The organism is Cryobacterium tagatosivorans, assembly GCF_004402215.1.
In the GTDB taxonomy this organism is placed as follows: Bacteria; Actinomycetota; Actinomycetes; order Actinomycetales; family Microbacteriaceae; genus Cryobacterium; species Cryobacterium tagatosivorans.
In genome coordinates this window covers 12216-33110 of the sequence record NZ_SOEZ01000051.1, presented here as the reverse complement: position 1 = coordinate 33110, position 20895 = coordinate 12216, and the positions used below count along the sequence as shown (strand labels likewise).

The following is a 20895-nucleotide window of genomic DNA, read 5'->3' as shown; positions in this document are numbered from 1 at the left end:
GTCATGACATCGCTATCGACGCCCGGATCGCGGCCCCGTCAACGCTCGCCAATGCGTCAAGGAACGCGACGGCAAAACTGCCTGGACCGCCGGCGCCCACCGCCGCCCGCTCGGCCGCGATCGTATATACGGCCGTCGCGGCGGCAGTGGCAACAAGACGATCGTCGCCGACCGCGAGGAAAGCCGCGGTTATGGCGCCAAGCGCACACCCTCCACCGGTGACTTGGGTGAGATAGGGATGGCCGTTGCTCAGGCGGATGACATCGGTTCCATCGGTGATCAAATCGGTCGCCCCAGAGATCGCGACGATGCAGCCGTACCGGTCAGCAAGCCGGCCAGCGGCATCCAACGCCTGCTCCGCCGTGTCGACCGAGTCCACCCCCCGGCCGCCATGGCCCGAGCCGTTCAGGGCAATCACCTCGGAGGCGTTGCCGCGGATTGCAGTGGGCGCGTACGCCAGCAGATCGGCGGCCAGCTGGGTGCGCACCGAAAGGACGCCGACGGCCACCGGGTCGAGCACCCACGGCGTGCCGATCTCGTGCGCCGCCCGGGCCGCTTCAAGCATGGCCGCACGCTGCTCCGCATGCGGAGTGCCCAGGTTCACTAGCATGGCCGAAGCGATACGGGCGAACTGGTCGGCCTCGATGGGGATGTCGGTCATCGCCGGCGCAGCCCCGACCGCCAGCAACGCGTTAGCGGTGAAGTTGGTCACCACCGCGTTGGTCAGGCACTGCACCAGAGGTGTTCTCTCCCGCAACCGCGCCAGCAGCAGGCAGGCATCGTCCGCCGTGAAACGCCTCATTCAACGTCCTCGCTCAGATTTATCAACTGGGTGTGCCGGGGAGAGTTTGCGAACCGCAGCAGGAAACCGTCGACCCTCAGCAGGCGCATTCGGCCCGTGCACAGTCTAGAACACGGCGAAACGGCCGCCCCTTCACAGAGTGGAGACTGGGCTGGCCGCACCGATCATCGCCGGTGACGGCTCTCAGATGCGGAAGATCCCACCAAATCCGCCCGCGCCATACGGACGCGTGACGTTCTTGCTTGCCTACTGGAGCATCATGCCAAGGCTCTTGAACGAAGCCCCAAAGGGCTGGATCGATGTCCGCGGATTCGTCGGAGTGGCAGGTAGAACGAAGCGGCCGCAGCGGTCAAGCCGGAAACGGCGTTGGCGGATACGCAAGGGCGCGTATACCGCGATAACGGGGGCCCCGAACTTCACACCGTTCAGTGTGCTGTGGCGCGACTTGTATGTCCGGCTTCCGGAAAATGCGGAGGCAGAGTCTCACCGAGACCCCAATGCAGGGCCACCGCTCACGCGGGGCCAACTGCGCTACGCACTGGATGAGGCGTGTCCCGATTCGACGCCAGACCCGACCGTGAGGAGCTGTCCGAAGCCCTGAACGGCACCGCGAAGCAGGGCGGCGATCGCCTTCCAATGGTCGGCTCCAGCTTGTTCGAGGCATATGAAGCTCTCGACTGGATTGAAAGCCACCTCACCGACTGGACTAGAGGACCGTTCCGCTTCAATCGCAAGAATAAAGAACCGGACAATGGCGGCGCGGCTCATATCCTATCGGCCGAAGAATCCTCGGCGCCTGAGCCTCAGGACAGTCGAGCACACAGTGAAGACGCCCGCACATCAGAGCCGTCGGATGAGTAGACGACCGGCCCAGTTTGCCCGTAAGCCGAGCGTGAAACGAAACTTCGCGGTCTGCCCATGATCTGCAACTGCTGGCGCTCCTTGCCGGCGTTCTGTGACCACTATTTGCCGGTGTCGCTTGTCAGGGTCTCATCGGCAGATTGATCTGGCGGTAGTCCCAGGGCTCGCGCCCGGCGATAGAAGGTCGCTCTGGACATTCCAAGATCGAGCGCGACCTGCGCGGCTGTCTCTCCACCTTCTATGAGTCGGCGGGCGTTGCGGATTTGGCTGTCGGTAATGAGCCGAGGGCGACCGCCCAGGCTCTTGCCGGCTTCACGGCGCTTGGCGATCGAGTCGACCACACGCTCGCGCTTGATCTCGTGTTCCATCTGTCCGAGCGCCGCCATGATCGTGAACAGCATGGATCCCATCGGTGTCGACGTATCGACATCCCCGCCGCCCAAGTTCAGTACGCGAAGGCCAGCGTCGCGGCCGCGGAGTTCTTCGGCGAAGGCGAGCATGTTCTGTGTCGATCGGCCGAGTCGGTCCAGAGTCGTGATGACGAGAGTGTCGCCAGCCTGAAGGGCGTCGAGAGCGCGATCGAAGTGCGGGCGTGATGCTCGAGCGCCGGATATGCCGTGGTCGATGTAGAGGTCGTCGCGCCGGACGCCAGCGGCGAGGATGTCGACCTGTTGCCGGTCGGTGGATTGCTGGCGCGTCGATACGCGCGCATAGCCGATTAGCTTTGTCACTCTGCTCCTGAGGTGTCTCAAAACTAACGGTGAGTACCGTCATTCAACCAGTAGGTTATGCGACGTAGTTATGAGAATCACCGCGCCGCGAGATTCCGGCGATCTGCAAAGGCTAAAAATGGGAGTCGTGAGACGTCTTATATCTCTAGGGATACGAGACGATCATGCCGAGAGAACCGCAGTCGCCTCGCATGCACGAGCCGCGAAATCCTCTGCTGGACGCGCCCAGGCGGGCTGTGCGTTGTCTTGAGTTGTCCGAACGTGACAGTGGAGCTGGTGACAACTTCGCCCTACCGACGGGGGCCATAGAGGTGGTGGGGCGATGCAGAAGCAGACGAAGCGTCACCACAACGGCGTGTCCTAGCGGGCGAGGTGGGAGGGGACGAGTGGGGGTGAGCATGATTGTGGTGTGCCCGACTTCTACTTTTATGTAACAACCACCTCGAGTGATCCCGTCGATGATTTCGAAGGCCCATCCTTGATCTTGAGCCCAAGAAGATGGAACGTGAGCATTTTTGACTGGACCTACCCCTCCGTCACGTCGCCACACCGGCTCAACGTGGAGTATCAACTCATCGACGTGTTGACGAAAACCTGCAACGTCTCTATCGGATTGCGCGACGCTGCGGATTATTCAGAAGCGAAGCGGAAGTTCAGTGCTTTTCGCGCGATGTCGTGCGCACTTGGCGTCGAACCTTTAATTGCACAATTCGTCGGTACGCATCCGCTCGACGCGTTGTCTGCCATCAACGGATCGCCAGCGGACCCCGAGGATCCTCGTCATGCCGCCGCCGCCCCCATCCGAAGTGGGGAGGAGCCGGTCGAAGTGTGGTGGAACCAACCCACTTTGGGTCTGCTCCCGAGCGGCACCGAAGTGTTCCTCGATTCGGAGAGCGCTCAAGCTGCAGCCGAACTCCTTCAGACATGGATCGACCTATGCGATCGTATGCCGAGATTGCGGGTGCTCGAAGAAGTCCTCGTAAACGCTCCGGTTTCCACGTCCTATCCGCAAGCGACCCTGTCCGTTTGGGGGGCGCTGGAGTCACTGTTTCCTTCGGTGCAGACCGAAGTGACCTACCGAGTCGCGATGTATCTCACGCAGCTGGTCCGTCCGTCCGATCCGCTCGCGTACTTGAAATCAGTTCGCAGCGCATACGGTCAACGATCGAAGATCGCCCATGGTTCTGTGAGTAGCACGCGGGACGAGATCGCCGCATGGCGAGGCGCCTGGGCGCTTCTCTGTGATGCGACTCTCGCCATAACCAGACGCGGTGGGCTTCCGGCAGAAGAAGACCTGACTCGCGAGATGCTAACGCGACCGTAGTGTGCACCGGCGGAGCTGCTCAAGGTCAGATCTGCACGCGGAGTATGGAAGTCGCGGCGGCCTGTCTCGTAACCCAGGTGTCTCGAAACCTATGGGTTTCGACACACATCGGTTGTGAGACAGTGTGACGTCGCGGACAGCCCGCAGCGGAACGGTTTCTGAGGCATTGTGGAAACTGTGTACACATGGGCTATTATGGGGATATGGAAAGCATCAGCTCAAACGTCTCGACGCGGGAACTGCGTTCGCAGCTGTCGGACGTGATCGGACGAACGGCGTACGGTCACGAGCGGGTGGGCATCACTCGCAACGGAAAGCTCTCCGCAGTGGTTATCGGTGTCGAAGACTTCGAACTGCTTGAACAACTCGAAATGGCACAGGATGTCGCGGCTTATCGTGATGCCAAGTCGGCAGATGACGGCACCCGGATCGGCCTGGCTGATCTGCGTCGCGAAATCGGCGCTTGAGCTACACGGTTGAGTTCACCACGGCAGCGGCCAGGCAGATTAGAAAGCTTCCACGAAACGTGCGCACGCGTGTTCTGGATGCGGTCGAGACGCTCTCGGTTGAGCCGCGCCCACAGGGTGCTCGAAAGCTCGTGGGTGAAGACATCGCGTGGCGACTGCGTACAGGCGACTACCGGATCATCTATGAAATTGTCGATGACACCCTGACGGTCACTATCGTTCGAGCTGCACATCGCCGCGAGGTATATAAGCGCTGAACCTGCCCGCAAGCGGAACGATCTACGGGTCGTCCGAAGCCCCGATGACCGACCGCGAAGTGGTCATCCGAAATGTCACAAGCGGATCGGTCTACGGAGAAACGCATCCATCGCGGTAGAAGCGGACGTTTGGGCAGGGACGTCGGCTGGTGGCGTGCCCCGCTCGCATGGTTGTCCGGGATCCCGGCGATCGGGTCATGGTCTTCACCCGGTCGTTGTCACCCACACTAACCCTTGAGAGCGACCGAAATTGGGCGTCGTACACCTCGAGGGTTGCTGAAAGCAGCGTCTCAGGCTCGCCCTGCCCGCCAGGTTCTAGGCTTGGGTCATGGCCGACACCTGCGTCTCGCGTGTCCCGGTCTTCGCCAGCCTCTCGGCGCAAGATCAACAACGGGTCGAGGGGCTGGCGCGTCCGACCCATCTGAAGGCGGGTGAGACCGCCTACTCTGCCGACAACGACCTGTCGCAGCTCATGGTGCTGCACACGGGACGCCTCAAGATCTTCCGGGTCTCAGTCGACGGGTCCGAGCAGCTCATCCGGGTGCTGGGGCCAGGCGATTTCACCGGTGAGACCTCGGTGTTCACGGGCCAGCGGCCCGATGACTACGCCACCGCGCTGGACGAATGTCAGCTCTGCGTGTTCCGCCATGATGATCTTGAGGCCTTGATGAGGAAGCACCCCGAGATCGGCTTGCGGCTGCTGGCGACGGTGAGCGCGCGACTCTCCGACACCGAACACCGGCTCAACTCACTGACTTCGCGCGACGTCGAGAGCCGCCTGGCCGACTACCTGCATGGTCTATCCAGGACCTGGCGGGGCGGCGTTGCCACGGTGACGCTGCCGCTGGCCAAGAAGGACGTGGCCTCCCTGCTCGACACCACCCCCGAGAGCTTCAGCCGGGCTCTGAAGAGCCTCGCCAGGCAGGGTCTGATCGTGATCTGCGCGGGACGGTCGGTTTCGATCACGCAACCCGACCGGCTGCAGCAGCTCGTCGACGAGGCTTGAATCCCCTGGGGCGGCGAGGCCCCATCAGCCGTCTTGTGACCACCGTTTCGACACTCTCGACCGGGACAAAGGGCTCGTCCCAGACCCGGGAGTCGTCCGAGACGGCCGGGTTGTCACCGGCCATGAAGTAGCTCGTCCCGGGCACCCGCCAGGTCTGGGTGTAGGCGCCCGGCACCCGGGGGTGTCCATCAACGGGCTCGCCGTTGACGAACAGGCGTCCGGCCTCCAGCTCGACGAGGTCACCCGGCAGGCCCACCACGCGCTTGATCATCCGCAGCTCGCCGTGGCGGAACACCACGACATCGCCACGCCGCGCCCGCACCCCGGCTCGTCCGACCGGCCGCGTGAGCAGTAGGTCGGACGAGCGGTAGGTGGGGGCCATGGAGTCGCCGGCCACCCTGACAAGGCGATTCATACGGGTGTCCTAGTGCTCGTGGCCGTGGCCTTCTTGCCCGTGGTGCTCATGATCCTCACCCTCGGCGTACTTGAAGAAGCTGACGTAAGCGGCAATGTAGCGTCGGGCAGCTGCGACGTCGTCCACGTCGAAGTCCTTGATGGCCAGCGCGGCCTGGAAGCGCTTGTCGAGCTCGGCGCGGCGCTCTTCCGGCACCATCGGCAGCAGGTCCGCGTCCGAGTCCAGGGCGATGGCCTCGTCGGCGGCCTTGACGACCGGGTCGATCTGGGTGCCGACGGGCTGGATACCGGTGAAGCCGACGCCCTCGCCCATCCGGTGGATGCGGACCATCGTTTCGAGGAAGAGCCGATCGGCCAGCTCGGCGGCTTCCGCCCCGAGGGTGCGGACCTTCAGGGCCTTCTCGAAGACGTCACGCATCTCGGCCTCACCGTCGGCCGGGATCCACTTGAGTGCGTAGTTGATGTTGCCCGTCTCCAAGGCCTTGCGTCCGTCCTTGACGGCCGGGCCCTCGGCGGTGTCGCAGTGGGCCTGCACGGTGACGGGCTTCAGTGCGGCCAGCAGGGTGACGATGCGGTTGATGAACATGGTGTTCTCCTTTGCTTGAGTTGTCCCCACACTACGAGGATCGTGGCCAGACTTCCTTGACGAAGATCAAGTCCCACTCAGTTGTCTTCAGTGGACCGCGGCGGCCAAGATAGCCTCGGCGCCCTGACGGTTCCAGGTGGGGCCCTCCGTCGAGCGCAACGTGCTCACGGTCAAAGCCGAACGGCTCGCCTCCGATCTCAAGGACACCGAGATGATTGCCGCCGAGCGGCCTCGCGGTGTCTTTAGCCGGCAGCTGTTCCGGGGAGACAACCTGGACACTGACCGGGTCAAGGCCGAGTACGACGCCGGTGTTCTGCGGTTGACCATCCCGGTCTCCGAGCAGGCCAAGCCACACAAGATCGAGATCGCCCACAACGTCCGCATGCCCGACCTCGAGGAAGCCTGGGTTGCCGCGCAGGACACCCCCGGCGGGGCCGGGAAGTTCCTCCGCAAGTACGCCGCGTTCACGTTGCTCGTTATTGACGAGTGGTTGCTGGACCGGCCGACGGAGTCGATGCGCGGGATGTTGCTGGAGCTGATGGAGCGCCGTTACGGCGAAACGTCGACGGTGTTCTGCACCCAGTATTCGCAGAAGGACTGGCACCAGCGCCTCGGCTCCGGTGTTCACGCGGACGCGATCATGGACCGGATCATCCACAACACGGTCTGGGTCGAGACGGGCACCTACAACATGAGGGAGCAAACCGCACTGGCCAGCGCGTAATCGATGACGGAGGGCGTCAGTGGTTCCCAGCCACAACACCACTGGCGCTCTCTCGCACGATCGGTGGTGCTGAACCGCACGAATGGGTGGCGCTCAAAGCCTCAAATACTCATGCCCGGTGAAGGTGCCCTAAACGCTCCACTCCAGATCGTCTCGCAACCCATGCGTTTCGAGACACAGAGGTTTCGAGACACCGAGTCGGATTAGGAGAAGGAGTCGGCCGCCCGCAGGCGGATCGCACTGAGACGACGAACGAACGGGACTGCTCACCCGTCCAAAAGCGGTTGGGGCAGGCCGAGCCTCTACGGCATCCTCAGAGAACTCCAACGAGTCCTCGCCGTCTATCTCGGATACTGTCCCCACTGCCGACAACGAGCCCCAACCTAACTAAGTACTACTAGTAGGAGGCTGCGGGTGTGGCCTCCCCGGCATATTCCGGCCGCCCGATGGACTCGGGCGAGGAGCCGCGAGCCGCGACGTATCGGTCCGGGCGCACGAGCGCCACGCGCTTGCCGTCGGGCATGGTGGCCGGAGAGAGGAGCTCGTCGGCGAGGAAAACAACCGGTATCCCGTGCCAACGCGGAGCCGCCAGGTCGGGCTGGGCTTCTCCCGGTCGCCCCCAGACAACCCAGGACCAGCCGGCCGGGCTCAGCTCGTCGTAGAGTCGCCCGCCGCCGGGCAGCTCCGGATTCGGCAGCCGCCGGCCGGCTCCGGGCGCCGTTGCCAACGGTCCGCTCGAATAGGCCAGGTCGAGCATTCCCGCCGTGCGGCCCAGCTTCGCCTGGACTGCGGGGTGCGCCAGTATCCGCGGGGCGAGGCGTCCGAGCGCTCGGCGGATCGAGCTTCGCCGGGTGGTCAGTGCGGCAGTCACCCTGGCCACACCATTGACCATGCTGCGGGCGGTGTCGCGCCGCTCCGCCTCATAGCTGTCGAGCAGTCTCTCCGCAGCCTCCGGGGAGTCCAGGCGGCCGACCTCGGCGAGTTTCCAGAGAAGATTGTGGGCATCCTGAACCCCGGTGTTGAGGCCCTGCCCGCCGACGGGACTGTGGATGTGGGCTGCGTCGCCGGCAAGGAAGACCCGGCCCGAGCGGAAATGGTCGGCCAGCCCATGGCTGAGGTTGAACTGTGAGGTCCACTTCACATCGTGGCTGCCGAATTCCAGCCCGGACCGCTGCCGAATCAGCTCATCGAGGAAGGCCGCGTCCACGGTCAGTTGCGACTCCGTCGCCGGCGTCGGAACGTGTGCGATGATCCGCCAGCGCTCCGGCTCCGGCATCGGGACGACCAGCAGCAGCCCCTGCGGGTCGAGGTAGGCGTAGCCCTCGTTCTGGGTTATCGGCACGGTGCTCTTGACGTCCGCCAGGATGAAGGTTGCGCCGGCATCACGACGGGTGAGCCGGAGTCCGACCTGGTCTCGCACCCGGCTGCGACCTCCATCGCAGCCGACCAGCCAGCGCGCGCTCACTCGTTCGGTTGCCGCGCCGTCCCGGGTCACGAGCGCCTCGACGTGATCGTCCGCGTCGTGGATCTCGTCGAGAGACGTCCCCCATTCCACGGCGCCGCCGAGGCTGTTGAGGTGCTCCTCCAACACGAGTTCCGTCGCATCCTGGGGGATGGAGAGCCAGAACGGATACGCGGTGTCACCCCAGGGAAGCCCCAGCAGGTCCACGCGGGCGGCCCGGCGCCGGGGGCCGCCATGCGCATTGAGGGCCGCGAACGGCACCCCGCCGGCGAGCATCGCCCCAGCCACCCCCATGTTCTCGAAAACTTCGAGGGTGCGGGCATGGGTGACCAGAGCCTTGGAGTGGGTCGAACGCCCCTGCTTGCGATCGATGATTCGCACGCTCAAGCCGTGGCGCAGGGCTTCGCAGGCCGCAGTCAGCCCGGTCGGGCCGGCGCCCACGACGAGAACATCGATGTCTCCCGTCCTGGCGGAGCGAGGTCGGGTGAATGGACTCAGGGAAGGGTTCATGCCGAGAAGCCTAGCAACAAAATGTGACAGGCGTGTCTCGTTTTGTCGGGACGGACGATCCGGCGCGCCACTCCGACCCTGAAATCGTTGTACTGGCCCATCACGGATGATCTCGTCGCGTATCGTCGAGGTCGACGCACTCCCCGGAAAGGCACCATGCCCAGCCCTAAACAGCCAGCGGTCCCGCGCATCGATGTGGAACGCCACCATCGGGCCCTCCTTGCGGCTGCGGCCGATGAACTCGCCCGCAACCCCGACTCCTCCATGGCGGATGTCGCCCAGGCGGCAAATCTGACCAGGGCGACCCTCTATCGCCATTTCAGTAACCGGCAGACCCTGCTCAAGGCCATCCAGGCGGAGGCCCTCACCCGCGCGTCGGAGACGCTCATCGCGTGCCGGCTCGACGAGGGGAGCGCGCTCGAGGTCCTCAGGCGCGTGATCGGCGAGCTGGGCAAGCACGGGATGCGCTTCCGGATCATTCTGATCCGGGCGTCCGACCACAATGCGAGATTCCTCACCCAGCGCGACCAGGTGCTCGCCCCCGTGGTCGAGGTCGTCAAGCGGGGGCAGCGTGAGGGCGACATCCGTGCCGATCTCTCGCCGGAATGGATCGTCACGGCCCTGTCCTCCCTGCTCATTTCGGCGGTGCGGGCAGCGCCGGCGACGAAGCACTCCGACGCAGAGGTGTCCGACCTGATCTTCCGCACCCTGGTCGGCGGGATTGCGACGGGCGCCTCGACAGGCGGCCCATAAAACTAGACATTACTGTCTCGTTTCATCTAGTCTTGGTTCGGGCGGCCCGAATGGTGCTGCCGGACTCGATGAACCGTGATGGGACTACCCGTGCTCTCTGCACTCGCTCGCATGTCAACCCGTTACCGCTGGATAGTGGTCGCAGTGTGGCTTGCGCTGATCCTGGGCGCCGTGCTGGGCAGCCGGGCGATCGGCGGCACGTTCAACAACGACCTGACTCTCGCCGGCACCGACTCGCAGGCCGCCTACGACACCCTCCGCGAGCAGTTCCCTGAGCTTGCCGGTGACGGCATGCAGGCCATCGTTCACAGCACGGATGCCGGGGAGCCCGTCACGTCGCCGGCCATGCGCGCCGCGGTGGAGGATGCCGTGACCAACGTCGCCGCGCTGGACGGCGTGGCCGCAGTCAGGTCGCCGTACGGTCCGCCCATGCCCATGGTGTCCGAGGACGGCATGACGGCGATGGTCACGATCCAGTTCAGCGAGCGGGCCAAGGACATTCCGGCTGAGACCGTGACCGAGGCGCAGGCGGCCTTCGACGGCGTTCGGGATGCCGGGGGCCAGGTCGAATTCGGCGGCCCCGCCGCGCAGGCCGAGTCCGGGCCGTCCGGCAGTGAGGCCTTCGGGCTGCTCGCGGCTGCCCTGGTGCTGCTCCTGGTGTTCGGTTCGGTTTTCGCCATGCTCGTCACGCTGCTCACCGCCTTGATGGCCCTCGGCGTGGGTCTCGCCTCGATCACCATGCTCGCGTCGACGATGACCATCGGCACGTCCGGTCCCATCGTTGCCGCGATGATCGGCCTGGGCGTGGGCATCGACTACGCGCTGCTGATCGTGACGCGGCACCGGGAGGGAATGTCCCGGGGCTTGGCTCCGCACAAGTCCATCGAAGCGGCCATGACCACCGCCGGCCGCTCTGTCCTGGTCGCGGGGGCCACGGTGATCATCGCCATCCTCAGCCTCTACGCCATCGGTATCCCGTTCGTCTCCTCATTGGGGTTCGCCAGCGCCATCGTGGTCAGCGCGACGATGCTGGCCTCCGTCACCCTGCTGCCGGCGCTGCTGGCCATCTTCGGCGGGAACCTGGATCGGGTCCGGGTGCGCAGGATCGGTACGAAGACAACCGCGGGCTCGGACGCTGCCATGACGGATGCCGCCGGTCGGCCGGAATCAGCCCCTGCGTCGGGGTGGCGCGGCTGGGTGGCCGGTATCCAGCGTCGCCGTTGGCTCGCCGCGTTCGCCGCCGTGCTCGTCCTGGCCATTTTGGCTCTGCCCCTGCTGTCGCTCCGCCTCGGCACGGCCGACGGCGGATCCCAGGCCGCGGACACCACCCAGCGGAAGGCCTACGACCTCATCGTGGACGGATTCGGTGCAGGCTGGGCCGGCCCGCTCCTGGTCACGGTCGACTTCGGCGCCGATTCGACGCCGACCGAGAACCAGGCCGCGAGCGCCGCACTGCACGCCGAACTGGCGGCAACGGACGGCGTCAGCGCGGTGACCCCGCCGCGGCTCGGCGAGGACGGGGCGACCGCGCTGTACACGGTGATCCCCACGAGTTCGCCGGATGACGCCGCCACGGAAACATTGGTCCACGACCTGCGCGACACGGTCCTGCCTGCGGTGGCGCCGGGTGCGGCCGCCCACGTCGGCGGGGCGACGGCGACCAGCATCGACCTGGCCGACACGCTCCTGGCGCAGATCGGCTGGTTCATTTTGGTTGTGGTCGTGCTGGCCTTCATCGTTCTGCTGATCGAGTTCCGGGCGCCGTTCATCGCGGCCCTGGCCGTCATCATGAACCTGTTCGCGGTCGGGGCAGCGTACGGGCCCGTTGTCGCCGTGTTCCAGTGGGGGTGGTGGCCTGCCGAACTGCTCGGGGTTGTGCCGGGCCCGGTCGAGTCGTTCGTTCCGGTCATGCTCTTCGCGGTGCTCTTCGGACTGTCCACGGACTACACGGTGTTCCTGCTCAGCCGGGTCAAGGAGGAGCTCGCCCGGACGGGAGACCCCGACCGGGCGGTTCGGGACGGCCTGGCCGCGACGGCGAGGGTCATCCTGGCCGCGGCATCCGTCATGGTGGTCGTCTTCGGGAGCTTCATTCTGAACGACCAGCGCACGGTCACGATGTTCGGCTTCGGCCTGGCCATGGCCATCGCCGTGTACGCACTCGTCGTGATGCTGGTACTCGTGCCCGCTCTGCTGGCGATCGCGGGCCGCGCGGCCTGGGGGCGCACGAAGCGTCGCTCGTCCGGCGAGCTCGCTCGCGAGCCCGAGCTCGCTCGCGAGCCCGCGCCCGAACCGCTCGTCGCCACGCTCGGACGGGGTTGAGGAAGCGTTGCTCAGGACGGCTGGTAACCGCCCCTGGAAGACAGCTTCCAGCTTGAGGAGGGTCGCATGACAAACGCACGGTTCACGGCGACTCCTGTCCCACGTCGGGCGCTCCGTGTCGCGACCACGCTCGCGACACTTGCAGCCATGGACTATTTCGCGATCGGACTCGGCATAGTCCCAGAGAACTTCAAGTCACCTCCCGCGCCCATCATGATTGTGGCCGGGCTTGCCTATCTAATCGGCGGCGGGCTGATCCTGATTGCACATCGCCGGCTGATGCTCGCAGGCGCGGTGGCGAATGCCCTGGTCTTGCTCCTGTTCGTCGTGTCCGCGTTCATGGGAAATGCGACAATCGACGCCCTCAGCCTCAGCGGCAAGGCCGCTCAAGTGGTGCTGGGCGCGCTGCTCGTCTGGTTCGTGAAGCAGATGGGGAAAGGACGAGGCGGAGTGTAGGTACGGCTTCCGCGCGATTTCTCCGGAAGCAAGTTCCGTATCGCGTTCCAAATCACGGCGAGCTTCGTGCAAGTTAGCTGGCGTGTGGCGTTCAGTAACGATCGTTACGTGTCGGCTGTTAATCGTCACTGGGGTCTGTTAATTTTCAGGCGTGAATCCTGATGAACTCACCGAGGTTAGAGCCGAGTTGGAAGCGTTCGTGGACGATGTGTTCGCGTCGCTTCCCCGGGTCGATCAACGCGGCAAAGGGAACCTGTATCTGCGCGGGTTGATGCTCGATGGGCGCCGGAAATCCATGCAGCCCATGGGCGAACGTCTCGGCGTGGATTACCAGCGGTTGCAACAGTTCGTGTCCTCGTCGCCATGGAGAGTCGAGCCCGTGCGGCGCGTCCTGGTGCGCCGAGCACTCGAGCTCATCGGCCCGGATGCGTGGGTGGTCGACGACACCGGCTTCAAGAAGGACGGCGCGTCCTCCCCGTGCGTGGCGAGGCAGTATTCCGGGACCCTCGGCAAGATCGGGAACTGCCAGATCGGGGTCAGTATCCATGCGGCGACCGACCAGGCGTCCTGCCCGCTGGATTGGCGTCTCTACGTGCCCGGGGCCTGGGACGATACCTGCGCCGACACGAATGAGGAAGCTGAGCTGATCGTGGCGCGCCGCGCCAAGGTCCAGCTCCCGGACCTGCAACGACACCGCACCAAGTGGGTGATGGCGTTGGAAATGATCGATGAGCTCGCCGCGTGGGGCCACCGGCCGCCAGCCCTCGTCGGCGACGCCGGATACGGTGAGATCACCGCGTTTCGGTGCGGGCTGACCGAGCGACACATTCCCTACATGGTCGCCGTGAAAGCCTCCACGAGCGCGTTCCCCGACGACGCGGCCACGGACGTGCTCGAGTACTCCGGGCGCGGCCCCCGCCCGCACCAACGCCGTCACCTGGACGCACCCAGCTCCCTGAGGGACCTCGTCATGGCTGCCGGCCGGTCATCCCTCCACCAGGTCACGTGGCGGCGCGGCACCAAGACCACACCGAACAACAAGCTCGCCTCGATGAAGTCCCGGTTCATCGCACTCCGGGTCCGGCCCGCGAACCGTGATCTGCCCCGCGGCGACGACGGCTCCCTTCCGGTCGAGTGGCTCCTCGCTGAATGGCCCACCGGGGCGCTGGCCCCGACCGATTACTGGCTCTCCACTTTGCCGGAGGCGACCCCGCTGAAAGAACTCGTCCGCCTGGCCAAGATCAGGTGGCGCATCGAGCACGACTACCGCGAATTGAAAACAGGTCTCGGCCTCGCTCACTTCGAAGGTCGCACCTCCGCCGGATGGCACCACCACATGACTCTCGTGACCGCCGCCCACTCATATGCCGCTGGTGCTGAGGTCACGTCCCGCGGGGTGGTGTAATTCATCGTCACCGTGCGGGTCAGCTGGTTTGATTGTGCAGCACTGAGCTCGGGGATGGGAATCACCCCCGTCAGGGCGCTGGCGTCGGGGCCGGCGAGTGCTGTGTTGAACGCGTCCAGTTGGCGCATGGAGTCCTCGGAGAGGTAGCGGCGGGCGCCGGCTTCCCACTCGTCGTGTTGCTCGACGAGGACGGCCCCAGCCCGTCCTGCCCTTCTGGCGACCCCGACGATCCCAACCAATTGACGTGGCGACACTCAGCGATATATCTTTGATGCATCACAGTGCTTTTTGTTCTCTTGACGCGAAAGGATGGATGCGAATATGACTCGCATGCACCACACACACCACATGGGGTTCGGCCCGGAGCTCGGCCGCTCCCACCACGACTCGTCGCAGCATGGCGCCGAGGGACACGGCCGCGGGTTCGGGCGGGGTCCGGGGTTCGGCCCAGGCGCTGGCCCCCGTGGGTCCAGGCGAGCAAGCAAGGGCGACGTCCGGTCGGTGGTTCTGTCGCTGCTGGCCGAGGGCCCGTCGAATGGCTATGGACTGATCAGGGCAATAGAGGAGAAGACCGGTGGCGCGTGGCGGCCAAGTCCCGGCTCGGTGTACCCGACCCTGCAGCAGCTCGTCGACGAGGAACTCATCTCTCCCACCGGCGACGGTCGGCGCACCGAGTACGAGCTGACCGAGGCCGGCACGGCGTACCTGGCCGAGCATGCGGACGATCTGAAGAAGGCATGGGAGGCGACCCCAGGTCAGTCCGAGGCGGATGCGGCCTTCCATGAGAGCGTCGGGAAGCTGATGGGTGTCGTCCACCAGTTCCGGTTCTCTGCCACCGACGCCCAGCGCACGGCTGCGATCGAGAAGCTCAACGAGGCCCGACGCGCCCTCTATCTGATCCTCGCCGACTGAGTGTTGCTGCGCGGTGCCGCTCGTCGACCGCCGCCGGGTGCTGCGGGCGTGCCAGTAATGGGGCTGTGTTGACCTGTTAACCTCGAAACGCACCCATTCGGGGGACAGGGGAGTGGCATATGGCCGGCAGGCGTTCGAAGAACGCATGTTTCATCAGATCAGGGCGAATTCGACTTGTGGGGACTCGATGAGAGCAGCGCTGACGCCCAGCTGGAGGCGGAACGAACCGCTGAACCTTCGCCCGTTGTGGCCGCCCTTGTTAGCGGCCAGCTGAGCTTTGATGACTTTTGGATTGAACAGGATGGTGGGACCGATGAACCAGTATGGATTGATAGCCAGGGATCACTGGATCAAGGTGGCCCCGAGCCGGTACGCGGCGTTGCCGAACCCGGAGGAGTACTTCGAGGATCTGGGCGACCAGGTGCAGAGCCAGGTCGACGACCTGAGCCAGAGGATCGCCGGGTCGGACCTGGCGGGGGAGACCTACTTGGAGAAGGTGGGCCGGCTCACGATGGCGAAGAGGCAGGCCAAGGAGATCGTGCTGGCCGACCTGGTGTGGATCACACCGGAGCTCTCAGCGGACGAAGCCCGGGAGGAGTGGGCGTCGGTCCAGCCTCCGGTGGAGGCCTTGGCGGATTGGGCATTCCTGATGCAGGACGAGGATCGGGAGTTCAAGTCCGTCGACCCGATCGAGCAGCTGGCGGAGGACTGGATGCTGCCGGAGAGCTTCTTGGAGGTCCTCGCGGTCCAGGACAACCCGTACCGGTTCCTGAGCGAGCAGGCGGAGATCCTGACGGAGAGCGCGAACCAGCGGTATCACCGGTTCCAGGAGACGCAGAACCAGGAAGAGTAACCGCACCCAGCTTCATCCCGGACACCCAGGACGGACTCGCCCCCTCGGGCGCGAAGGCCCGCTACGGCGCGAACGTCGCCGCCATCCGACTCTCCCAGCAGCTGCAGGCCGAGGGTCGACCCGCCACGAGCGCCGAGCACCAGGTGCTCGCCCGCTGGTTGAGCTGGGGAGCGGTCCCCGACGTCTTCGACGAGGCCAAGGGCAACTGGGCCAGGGAACGCACCGAACTGAAAACGTTTCTCACCGGTGACGCGTACGCGGAGGCGCGGCGCACGACGATCAACGCCCACTACACCGACCCGGTCTATGTGCGCGAAATCTGGGCGGCCCTGACGGGGCTGGGCTTCGAGGGCGGCCAGGTCCTCGAACCCGGTGCGGGCTCAGGCACGTTCATTGGGTTGGCCCCAGGCAGCGCTCGGATGACCGGGGTCGAGCTGGACAGCACGACGGCAGCGATTGCGAGTGGTCTCTACCCGCAGGTAGAGATCCGTGCGGAGTCTTTCGCCGACAGTCGGTTCCCGGCCGGGTATTTCGATGCCGCGGTCGGCAACGTTCCGTTCGCCGGTGTCCGCCTCTATGACCCCGCACACAACGCGGGCCGGCACTCGATCCATAACCACTTCATCATCAAGTCCCTCGCCTTGACCCGGCCTGGCGGCCTGGTCGCGGTGCTGACCAGTCACTACACGCTCGACGCGCAGAACCCGGCCGCACGCCGGGAGATGAACGCGATGGCCGATCTCGTCGGGGCCGTGCGGTTACCGTCCGGCGCTCACCGCCGCTCCGCCGGCACCGACGTCGTGACCGACCTGCTCGTCTTCCGCCGCCGCGAGATCGGCCAGCCCGCGGTTTCGCAGCTGTGGGAAACGGTCACCGCGCACCAGGTCGACGGGCAGAGGGTGAAGATCAACTCCTATTTCGATCAACGCCCCGAGAACATCCTCGGCGAGGTTCACGTCGGCACAGGAATGTACGGCAACGAAACGCTGCACGTCACGGCCACGGACCTCCAGGCCACACCCACCGCGTTCCGTACCTCTCTGGCAGGTGTTGTCGCGGACGCCACCGAGGCCGGCCAGCTGATGACCGCTCGCAGCAACCTGTCCGAGCGGAAACTCTCGGCCTACCGGCCAGCCGAACCGACCCAGTGGGACGGCACGATCACCGTCCAGGGCGGAACGTTCACCATCGTCCGCGCCGGTCAACATGAGCCGCTCCACGTCCCGAAGAACGGGGTCACCGAACTCACGGCGCTGCTCGGCCTTCGGGACGCGGGGACTGCTCTCCTGGCGGCGGAGTCCATCACGGTGGACGACACCGACGAGATCGTCGCCGCCAGGACAACGCTCCGCGACCGCTATGACGCCTACCAAGCGACCTACGGGCCCCTCAACCGTTTCACCTTGCGCCCCACAGGCCGCGACGATCCGGAGACAGGCGAACCGGGGATGGCCCGAATCACGCCGACGCCCGCCCGGATCCTGCGGAAAGACCCCTTCGGGCCTCTGGTGATGGCGCTGGAGAACTTCGACGAGGAGCGGCAGAGCGCCGCGCCTGCAGCGATGCTCAAACAGCGCGTCGTGGCGCCACGCCCCACCACGCGCGGCGCTGAAACCCCGGCCGAGGCCATCACGCTCAGCTTGGACCGGACGGGCCGGATCGACCTTGAAACGATCGCGCACCTGCTCGGCCAGGACGAGAGCAAAGCGCGCGCCGGCCTGGGGGAGATGGTCTACGACGACCCGATAACCGGCCAGCTCATCCACGCACCCGAGTACCTCTCCGGTGACGTACGCGTCAAGCTCGATGCCGCGCAGGCCGCCGCGCAATCCAACCCCGAGCAGTACACGGCCAACGTGAACGCGTTGGCCGCGGCATTGCCGGAGAAGCTCACGATGGAGCAAATCCGGGCGCGCATGGGAGCCGTGTGGATCGACGCAGACTCGCACCAACAGTTCCTGCAGGAGCTCCTCCGCGACCGAGGCCTGAGGGTGGAGAACCCGATGCCGGGCATGTGGGAAGTGCGCGGCAACCGGCAGAGCCTCCGGGCCACCAGCGAATGGGGCACCAAACGTCGCCCCGCAACCGACATCGCCCAGGCTCTGATGGAGCAGAAGCCCCTCATCGTCCGCGACGACATCGAAGAGCTGGGCAAGAAGAAAAGCGTCGTGAACGCATTGGAGACGACGGCCGCGCAGGAGAAAGCCGACAACCTGCAGGAACGGTTTGCCAACTGGATCTGGGAAGACCCCGAGCGAGCGACACGCCTCACGGACGAGTACAACCGTCGGTTCAACTCGATCGCGCTTCGCGACTACAGCGACGAGGGCGATTATCTGACGTTGCCCGGTGTGGCGTTGAACTTCGTCCCGCGGTCGCATCAGCGCGCCGCGGTCGCACGGATGCTCTCCGAGCCGGCCGTGGGGTTGTTCCACCAGGTCGGTGCGGGCAAGACCGCGGAAATGGTCATGGGCACGATGGAGCTTGGCCGGATGGGACTGATCACCAAACCGGTGGTCGTGGTGCCCAACCACATGCTCGAGCAGTTCGCCCGCGAGTGGCTCCAGATCTACCCGCAGGCTCGCATCCTCGCGTCCTCCAGTGATGACCTCGCCGGCGACAAGCGTCGTCTGTTCGTTGCCCGCGCGGCGGCGAACGACTGGGACGCGATCATCATGACCCGTACCGCTTTCCTCCGGATCCCGCTCTCACCTGCGGCCGAGGCTGACTACGTCAACCGTGAGGTGTCCGCCGTGCGAACGGTCCTTGAAGCGGCCACCGGTGAGGACGCGATGACGGTGAAACGCCTCGAGAAAACGTTGATGGCGTTGGAAGAGAAGTTTAAGAAACTCACCGACAAGCCCCGCGATCCGGGCATCACCTTCGAGTCCACCGGCATTGATTATGTCGTCGTTGACGAGATGCACGACTATAAGAATCTGGCCACCGCGTCCAACATTCGGGATGCCGCGATCACGGGTGCGGATCGCGCGATCGACCTGCACATGAAGCTCGAGTACTTGCGCTCTCAGCACGGCGACCGCGTCGTCACTGTGGCCACGGCTACACCGTTGGCTAACAGCATTACCGAGGCGTATGTGATGCAGCGGTACCTGCGTCCCGACCTGCTCGAGAACGCCGGCATCGGCCACTTCGACGCGTGGGCGGCGACGTTTGGGCAGACGGTGACTGAGATGGAGATGGCGACCACCGGTGGCGGTAACTTCCGGCTCAAGACCCGGTTCGCGAAGTTCCAGAACGTGCCCGAAATGCTCCGGATGTGGCACGTGTTCGCCGACGTCAAAACCGCCGAAGACCTCAAACTCCCCACCCCGCTGTTGCGTGAGCGTAAGGACGGGCAGCGGGTGCCCGAGAACATTGTGCTGCAGCCGGGCCCGGAGCTCGAGGCGTATATCGCGGACATTGGTGAGCGTGCCGAGCGGGTGGCGAACAAGTCGGTGCGGCCCGAGGAAGACAACATGCTCAAGATCTCCACGGACGGACGGAAGGCTGCCCTGGACGTGCGCATGGTCGGCGGCGCCCAACCGGGCGGGCCGACGAAGATCGACGCGGTCGCGCACCAGGTGCTGCGCATCTGGAACGACACCAAGCACCTCACCTACCTCGACGACGTCACCAAGGAACCCTCGTTGACGCCCGGTGCGCTGCAGCTGGTGTTCAGCGACCTGGGCACACCGAAACCTGACCGGTGGAACGCCTACGACGAGCTGCGGTCCAAGCTCGTCGACGGCGGGATGCCCGCCGAATCCATCCGGTACATCCACGAGGCCAAAACCGACCCCGACAAAGCACGCTTATTCGCGGCCGCGCGGGCCGGGCATGTGGCCGTGCTCGTCGGGTCGACCGCGAAGATGGGTGTTGGCACGAACGTGCAGGCACGCGCGATCGCCCTGCATCATATGGACTGCCCGTGGCGCCCCGCCGACATCGAACAGCGCGACGGCCGCATCGTGCGGCAGGGAAACCAGAACCCCGAGATCGGTCTTTACCGGTACGTCGTCGAGCGCAGCTTCGACAGCTACATGTGGCAGACCGTGGAGCGGAAAGCGAAGTTCATTTCCCAGATCATGCGCGGCCGGCTCGATATGCGCGAGATCGAAGACATCGGTGACGTCGCCCTCGGTGCGGCCGAAACGAAAGCACTCTCGTCGGGCAACCCGCTCCTGATGGAACAGTCTGTGGCGAACAACGACGTGTCGAAACTGCAACGCCTCGAGCGTGCCTGGCAGCGCAACCAGACCAACCTCGCGAGCATGCGCGTCAGCGCCAACACCCAGGTCGGAACGCTGGAGCGGAACATCGACGCGTTGACGGCTGCGCTCCCGCGGGTCGTTGACACGAGCGATGACCTGTTCCGGATGACGGTAGCCGGCCGAGAGTATGGCAAACGGGCGGACGCTGGCGTCGCGATCGGGGAGTGGGCGGCACGCAACGGCGTGCGATACCTGCCCACCAACGTCGACCGGAACCTGGGGCCGCCAGGCGAGGTTGGAGGGTTCTCCATCGACGTCGCCTCACGCACTTCTTTGGGCCAGGTACATATCGTTGCGGAGCTCCGCGGGGTACCGGGGGCGAGCGTGAGCGTGCCCCGGGATCAGTTCTCCGAAGCCGGCGTCGGTCTCGTCCGGCAGCTCGAGAACCGGGCCGCATCTGTACCCAAACTGATCGCCGAGACCCAGCAGAAACGCATCGAGGCCGAGACCACCATCACCGAGGTCGACGCAAGAATCGGCGACCCGTTCAAACACAGCGCCGAACTCCACGAAGCGCAGGCTCGGCAGGCCCGGGTCCGGGCGGACCTCGCGGCGATGGCCAACGACCAGAACCCGCGAACCGAGACGCCAAACGATTCTGTGCCAGGCGGCACGGACGACCAGACGGCTACGCGTGATCGTGTTAAGAAACTCGCCGAGCGAGCACGCGCCAGAGCCGACGGCGAAGGCCGGGACGAGGCCCGGGACCACAGCCTTGACATCAGACCGGGGCGGCCGCGGGTGTAACCGGGCGTTTCCGTCGAGGGAATTTCGGCCAG

17 protein-coding genes and 2 pseudogenes are annotated in these 20895 nt (G+C 65.3%); 13 read left to right on the top strand and 6 right to left on the bottom strand.

What is annotated here, in order from left to right:
* Position 1 precedes the first annotated feature (1 nt).
* The gene (thiM, locus tag E3O23_RS10180; protein ID WP_134490690.1) at positions 2-802 is read right to left on the bottom strand and encodes a hydroxyethylthiazole kinase; all 801 of its coding nucleotides are present in this window, start codon (positions 800-802) and stop codon (positions 2-4) included.
* Between the two features lie 549 nt (positions 803-1351).
* On the opposite strand from thiM, the gene E3O23_RS10175 reads away from it, so the two are divergent.
* On the top strand, positions 1352-1663 hold the full coding sequence (locus tag E3O23_RS10175; RefSeq protein WP_134490688.1) for a hypothetical protein: 312 nt from the start codon (positions 1352-1354) through the stop codon (positions 1661-1663).
* A gap of 101 nt (positions 1664-1764) precedes the next feature.
* Here the strand turns inward: E3O23_RS10175 and E3O23_RS10170 are convergent, their stop codons facing one another.
* Positions 1765-2394, bottom strand: coding sequence for a recombinase family protein (locus tag E3O23_RS10170; protein WP_134490686.1), 630 nt, complete (start codon positions 2392-2394; stop codon positions 1765-1767).
* A 505-nt stretch (positions 2395-2899) separates the two neighbouring features.
* Here E3O23_RS10170 and E3O23_RS10165 point away from each other — a divergent pair.
* The 4 genes from E3O23_RS10165 to E3O23_RS10150 all read left to right on the top strand — a co-directional run bounded on the left by E3O23_RS10165 (position 2900) and on the right by E3O23_RS10150 (position 5448).
* The gene (locus tag E3O23_RS10165; RefSeq protein ID WP_134490684.1) at positions 2900-3718 is read left to right on the top strand and encodes a hypothetical protein; all 819 of its coding nucleotides are present in this window, start codon (positions 2900-2902) and stop codon (positions 3716-3718) included.
* Between the two features lie 203 nt (positions 3719-3921).
* The gene (locus E3O23_RS10160) at positions 3922-4185 is read left to right on the top strand and encodes a type II toxin-antitoxin system Phd/YefM family antitoxin (RefSeq protein ID WP_134490682.1); all 264 of its coding nucleotides are present in this window, start codon (positions 3922-3924) and stop codon (positions 4183-4185) included.
* Positions 4182-4442 (top strand): type II toxin-antitoxin system RelE family toxin, encoded by a 261-nt coding sequence (locus E3O23_RS10155; protein WP_134490680.1) that lies wholly within the window; start codon positions 4182-4184, stop codon positions 4440-4442. Before E3O23_RS10160 ends, E3O23_RS10155 begins: the two co-directional genes overlap by 4 nt.
* A gap of 328 nt (positions 4443-4770) precedes the next feature.
* Positions 4771-5448, top strand: coding sequence for a Crp/Fnr family transcriptional regulator (locus E3O23_RS10150; protein WP_134490678.1), 678 nt, complete (start codon positions 4771-4773; stop codon positions 5446-5448).
* Here E3O23_RS10150 and lepB read toward each other — a convergent pair.
* Both lepB and E3O23_RS10140 read right to left on the bottom strand, forming a co-directional pair.
* Entirely contained in the window at positions 5405-5863 is a 459-nt protein-coding gene (gene lepB, locus E3O23_RS10145) for a signal peptidase I (protein WP_134490676.1), read from the bottom strand. The two genes, E3O23_RS10150 and lepB, sit on opposite strands and share 44 nt — an antisense overlap.
* A gap of 9 nt (positions 5864-5872) precedes the next feature.
* Positions 5873-6448, bottom strand: a complete 576-nt coding sequence (locus E3O23_RS10140) for a DUF6448 family protein (protein WP_134490674.1) — start codon at positions 6446-6448, stop codon at positions 5873-5875.
* 157 nt (positions 6449-6605) lie between these two features.
* On the opposite strand from E3O23_RS10140, the pseudogene E3O23_RS10135 reads away from it, so the two are divergent.
* Positions 6606-7172: pseudogene (locus E3O23_RS10135) on the top strand (ATP-binding protein); the annotation flags it as partial.
* Positions 7173-7569: 397 nt separating this feature from the next.
* On the opposite strand, the gene E3O23_RS10130 reads toward E3O23_RS10135, so the two are convergent.
* Positions 7570-9144, bottom strand: coding sequence for an FAD-dependent monooxygenase (locus E3O23_RS10130; protein WP_166790482.1), 1575 nt, complete (start codon positions 9142-9144; stop codon positions 7570-7572).
* 156 nt (positions 9145-9300) lie between these two features.
* On the opposite strand from E3O23_RS10130, the gene E3O23_RS10125 reads away from it, so the two are divergent.
* From E3O23_RS10125 to E3O23_RS10110, 4 genes are all read left to right on the top strand, one after another.
* The gene (locus E3O23_RS10125) at positions 9301-9897 is read left to right on the top strand and encodes a TetR/AcrR family transcriptional regulator (RefSeq protein WP_134490668.1); all 597 of its coding nucleotides are present in this window, start codon (positions 9301-9303) and stop codon (positions 9895-9897) included.
* Between the two features lie 111 nt (positions 9898-10008).
* Complete coding sequence (locus E3O23_RS10120) at positions 10009-12216, top strand: MMPL family transporter (protein WP_166790481.1); 2208 nt, start codon at positions 10009-10011, stop codon at positions 12214-12216.
* Between the two features lie 147 nt (positions 12217-12363).
* Positions 12364-12672: a hypothetical protein gene (locus E3O23_RS10115; protein WP_134490664.1), complete on the top strand. Its 309-nt coding sequence runs from the start codon at positions 12364-12366 to the stop codon at positions 12670-12672.
* Between the two features lie 151 nt (positions 12673-12823).
* Complete coding sequence (locus E3O23_RS10110; RefSeq protein ID WP_134490662.1) at positions 12824-14077, top strand: IS701 family transposase; 1254 nt, start codon at positions 12824-12826, stop codon at positions 14075-14077.
* 35 nt (positions 14078-14112) lie between these two features.
* Here the strand turns inward: E3O23_RS10110 and E3O23_RS18880 are convergent.
* Positions 14113-14277, bottom strand: a pseudogene (locus tag E3O23_RS18880) (IS256 family transposase); the annotation flags it as partial.
* Between the two features lie 148 nt (positions 14278-14425).
* Here E3O23_RS18880 and E3O23_RS10100 point away from each other — a divergent pair.
* The 3 genes from E3O23_RS10100 (at position 14426) to E3O23_RS10090 (ending at position 20863) form a co-directional block, all read left to right on the top strand.
* Complete coding sequence (locus tag E3O23_RS10100) at positions 14426-14989, top strand: PadR family transcriptional regulator (RefSeq protein ID WP_420897660.1); 564 nt, start codon at positions 14426-14428, stop codon at positions 14987-14989.
* A 313-nt stretch (positions 14990-15302) separates the two neighbouring features.
* Positions 15303-15842 (top strand): hypothetical protein, encoded by a 540-nt coding sequence (locus E3O23_RS10095; protein WP_134490656.1) that lies wholly within the window; start codon positions 15303-15305, stop codon positions 15840-15842.
* Positions 15843-16000: 158 nt separating this feature from the next.
* A complete protein-coding gene (locus E3O23_RS10090; protein WP_174776632.1) occupies positions 16001-20863 on the top strand; it encodes a helicase in 4863 nt (1620 codons plus the stop codon).
* Positions 20864-20895 lie beyond the last annotated feature (32 nt).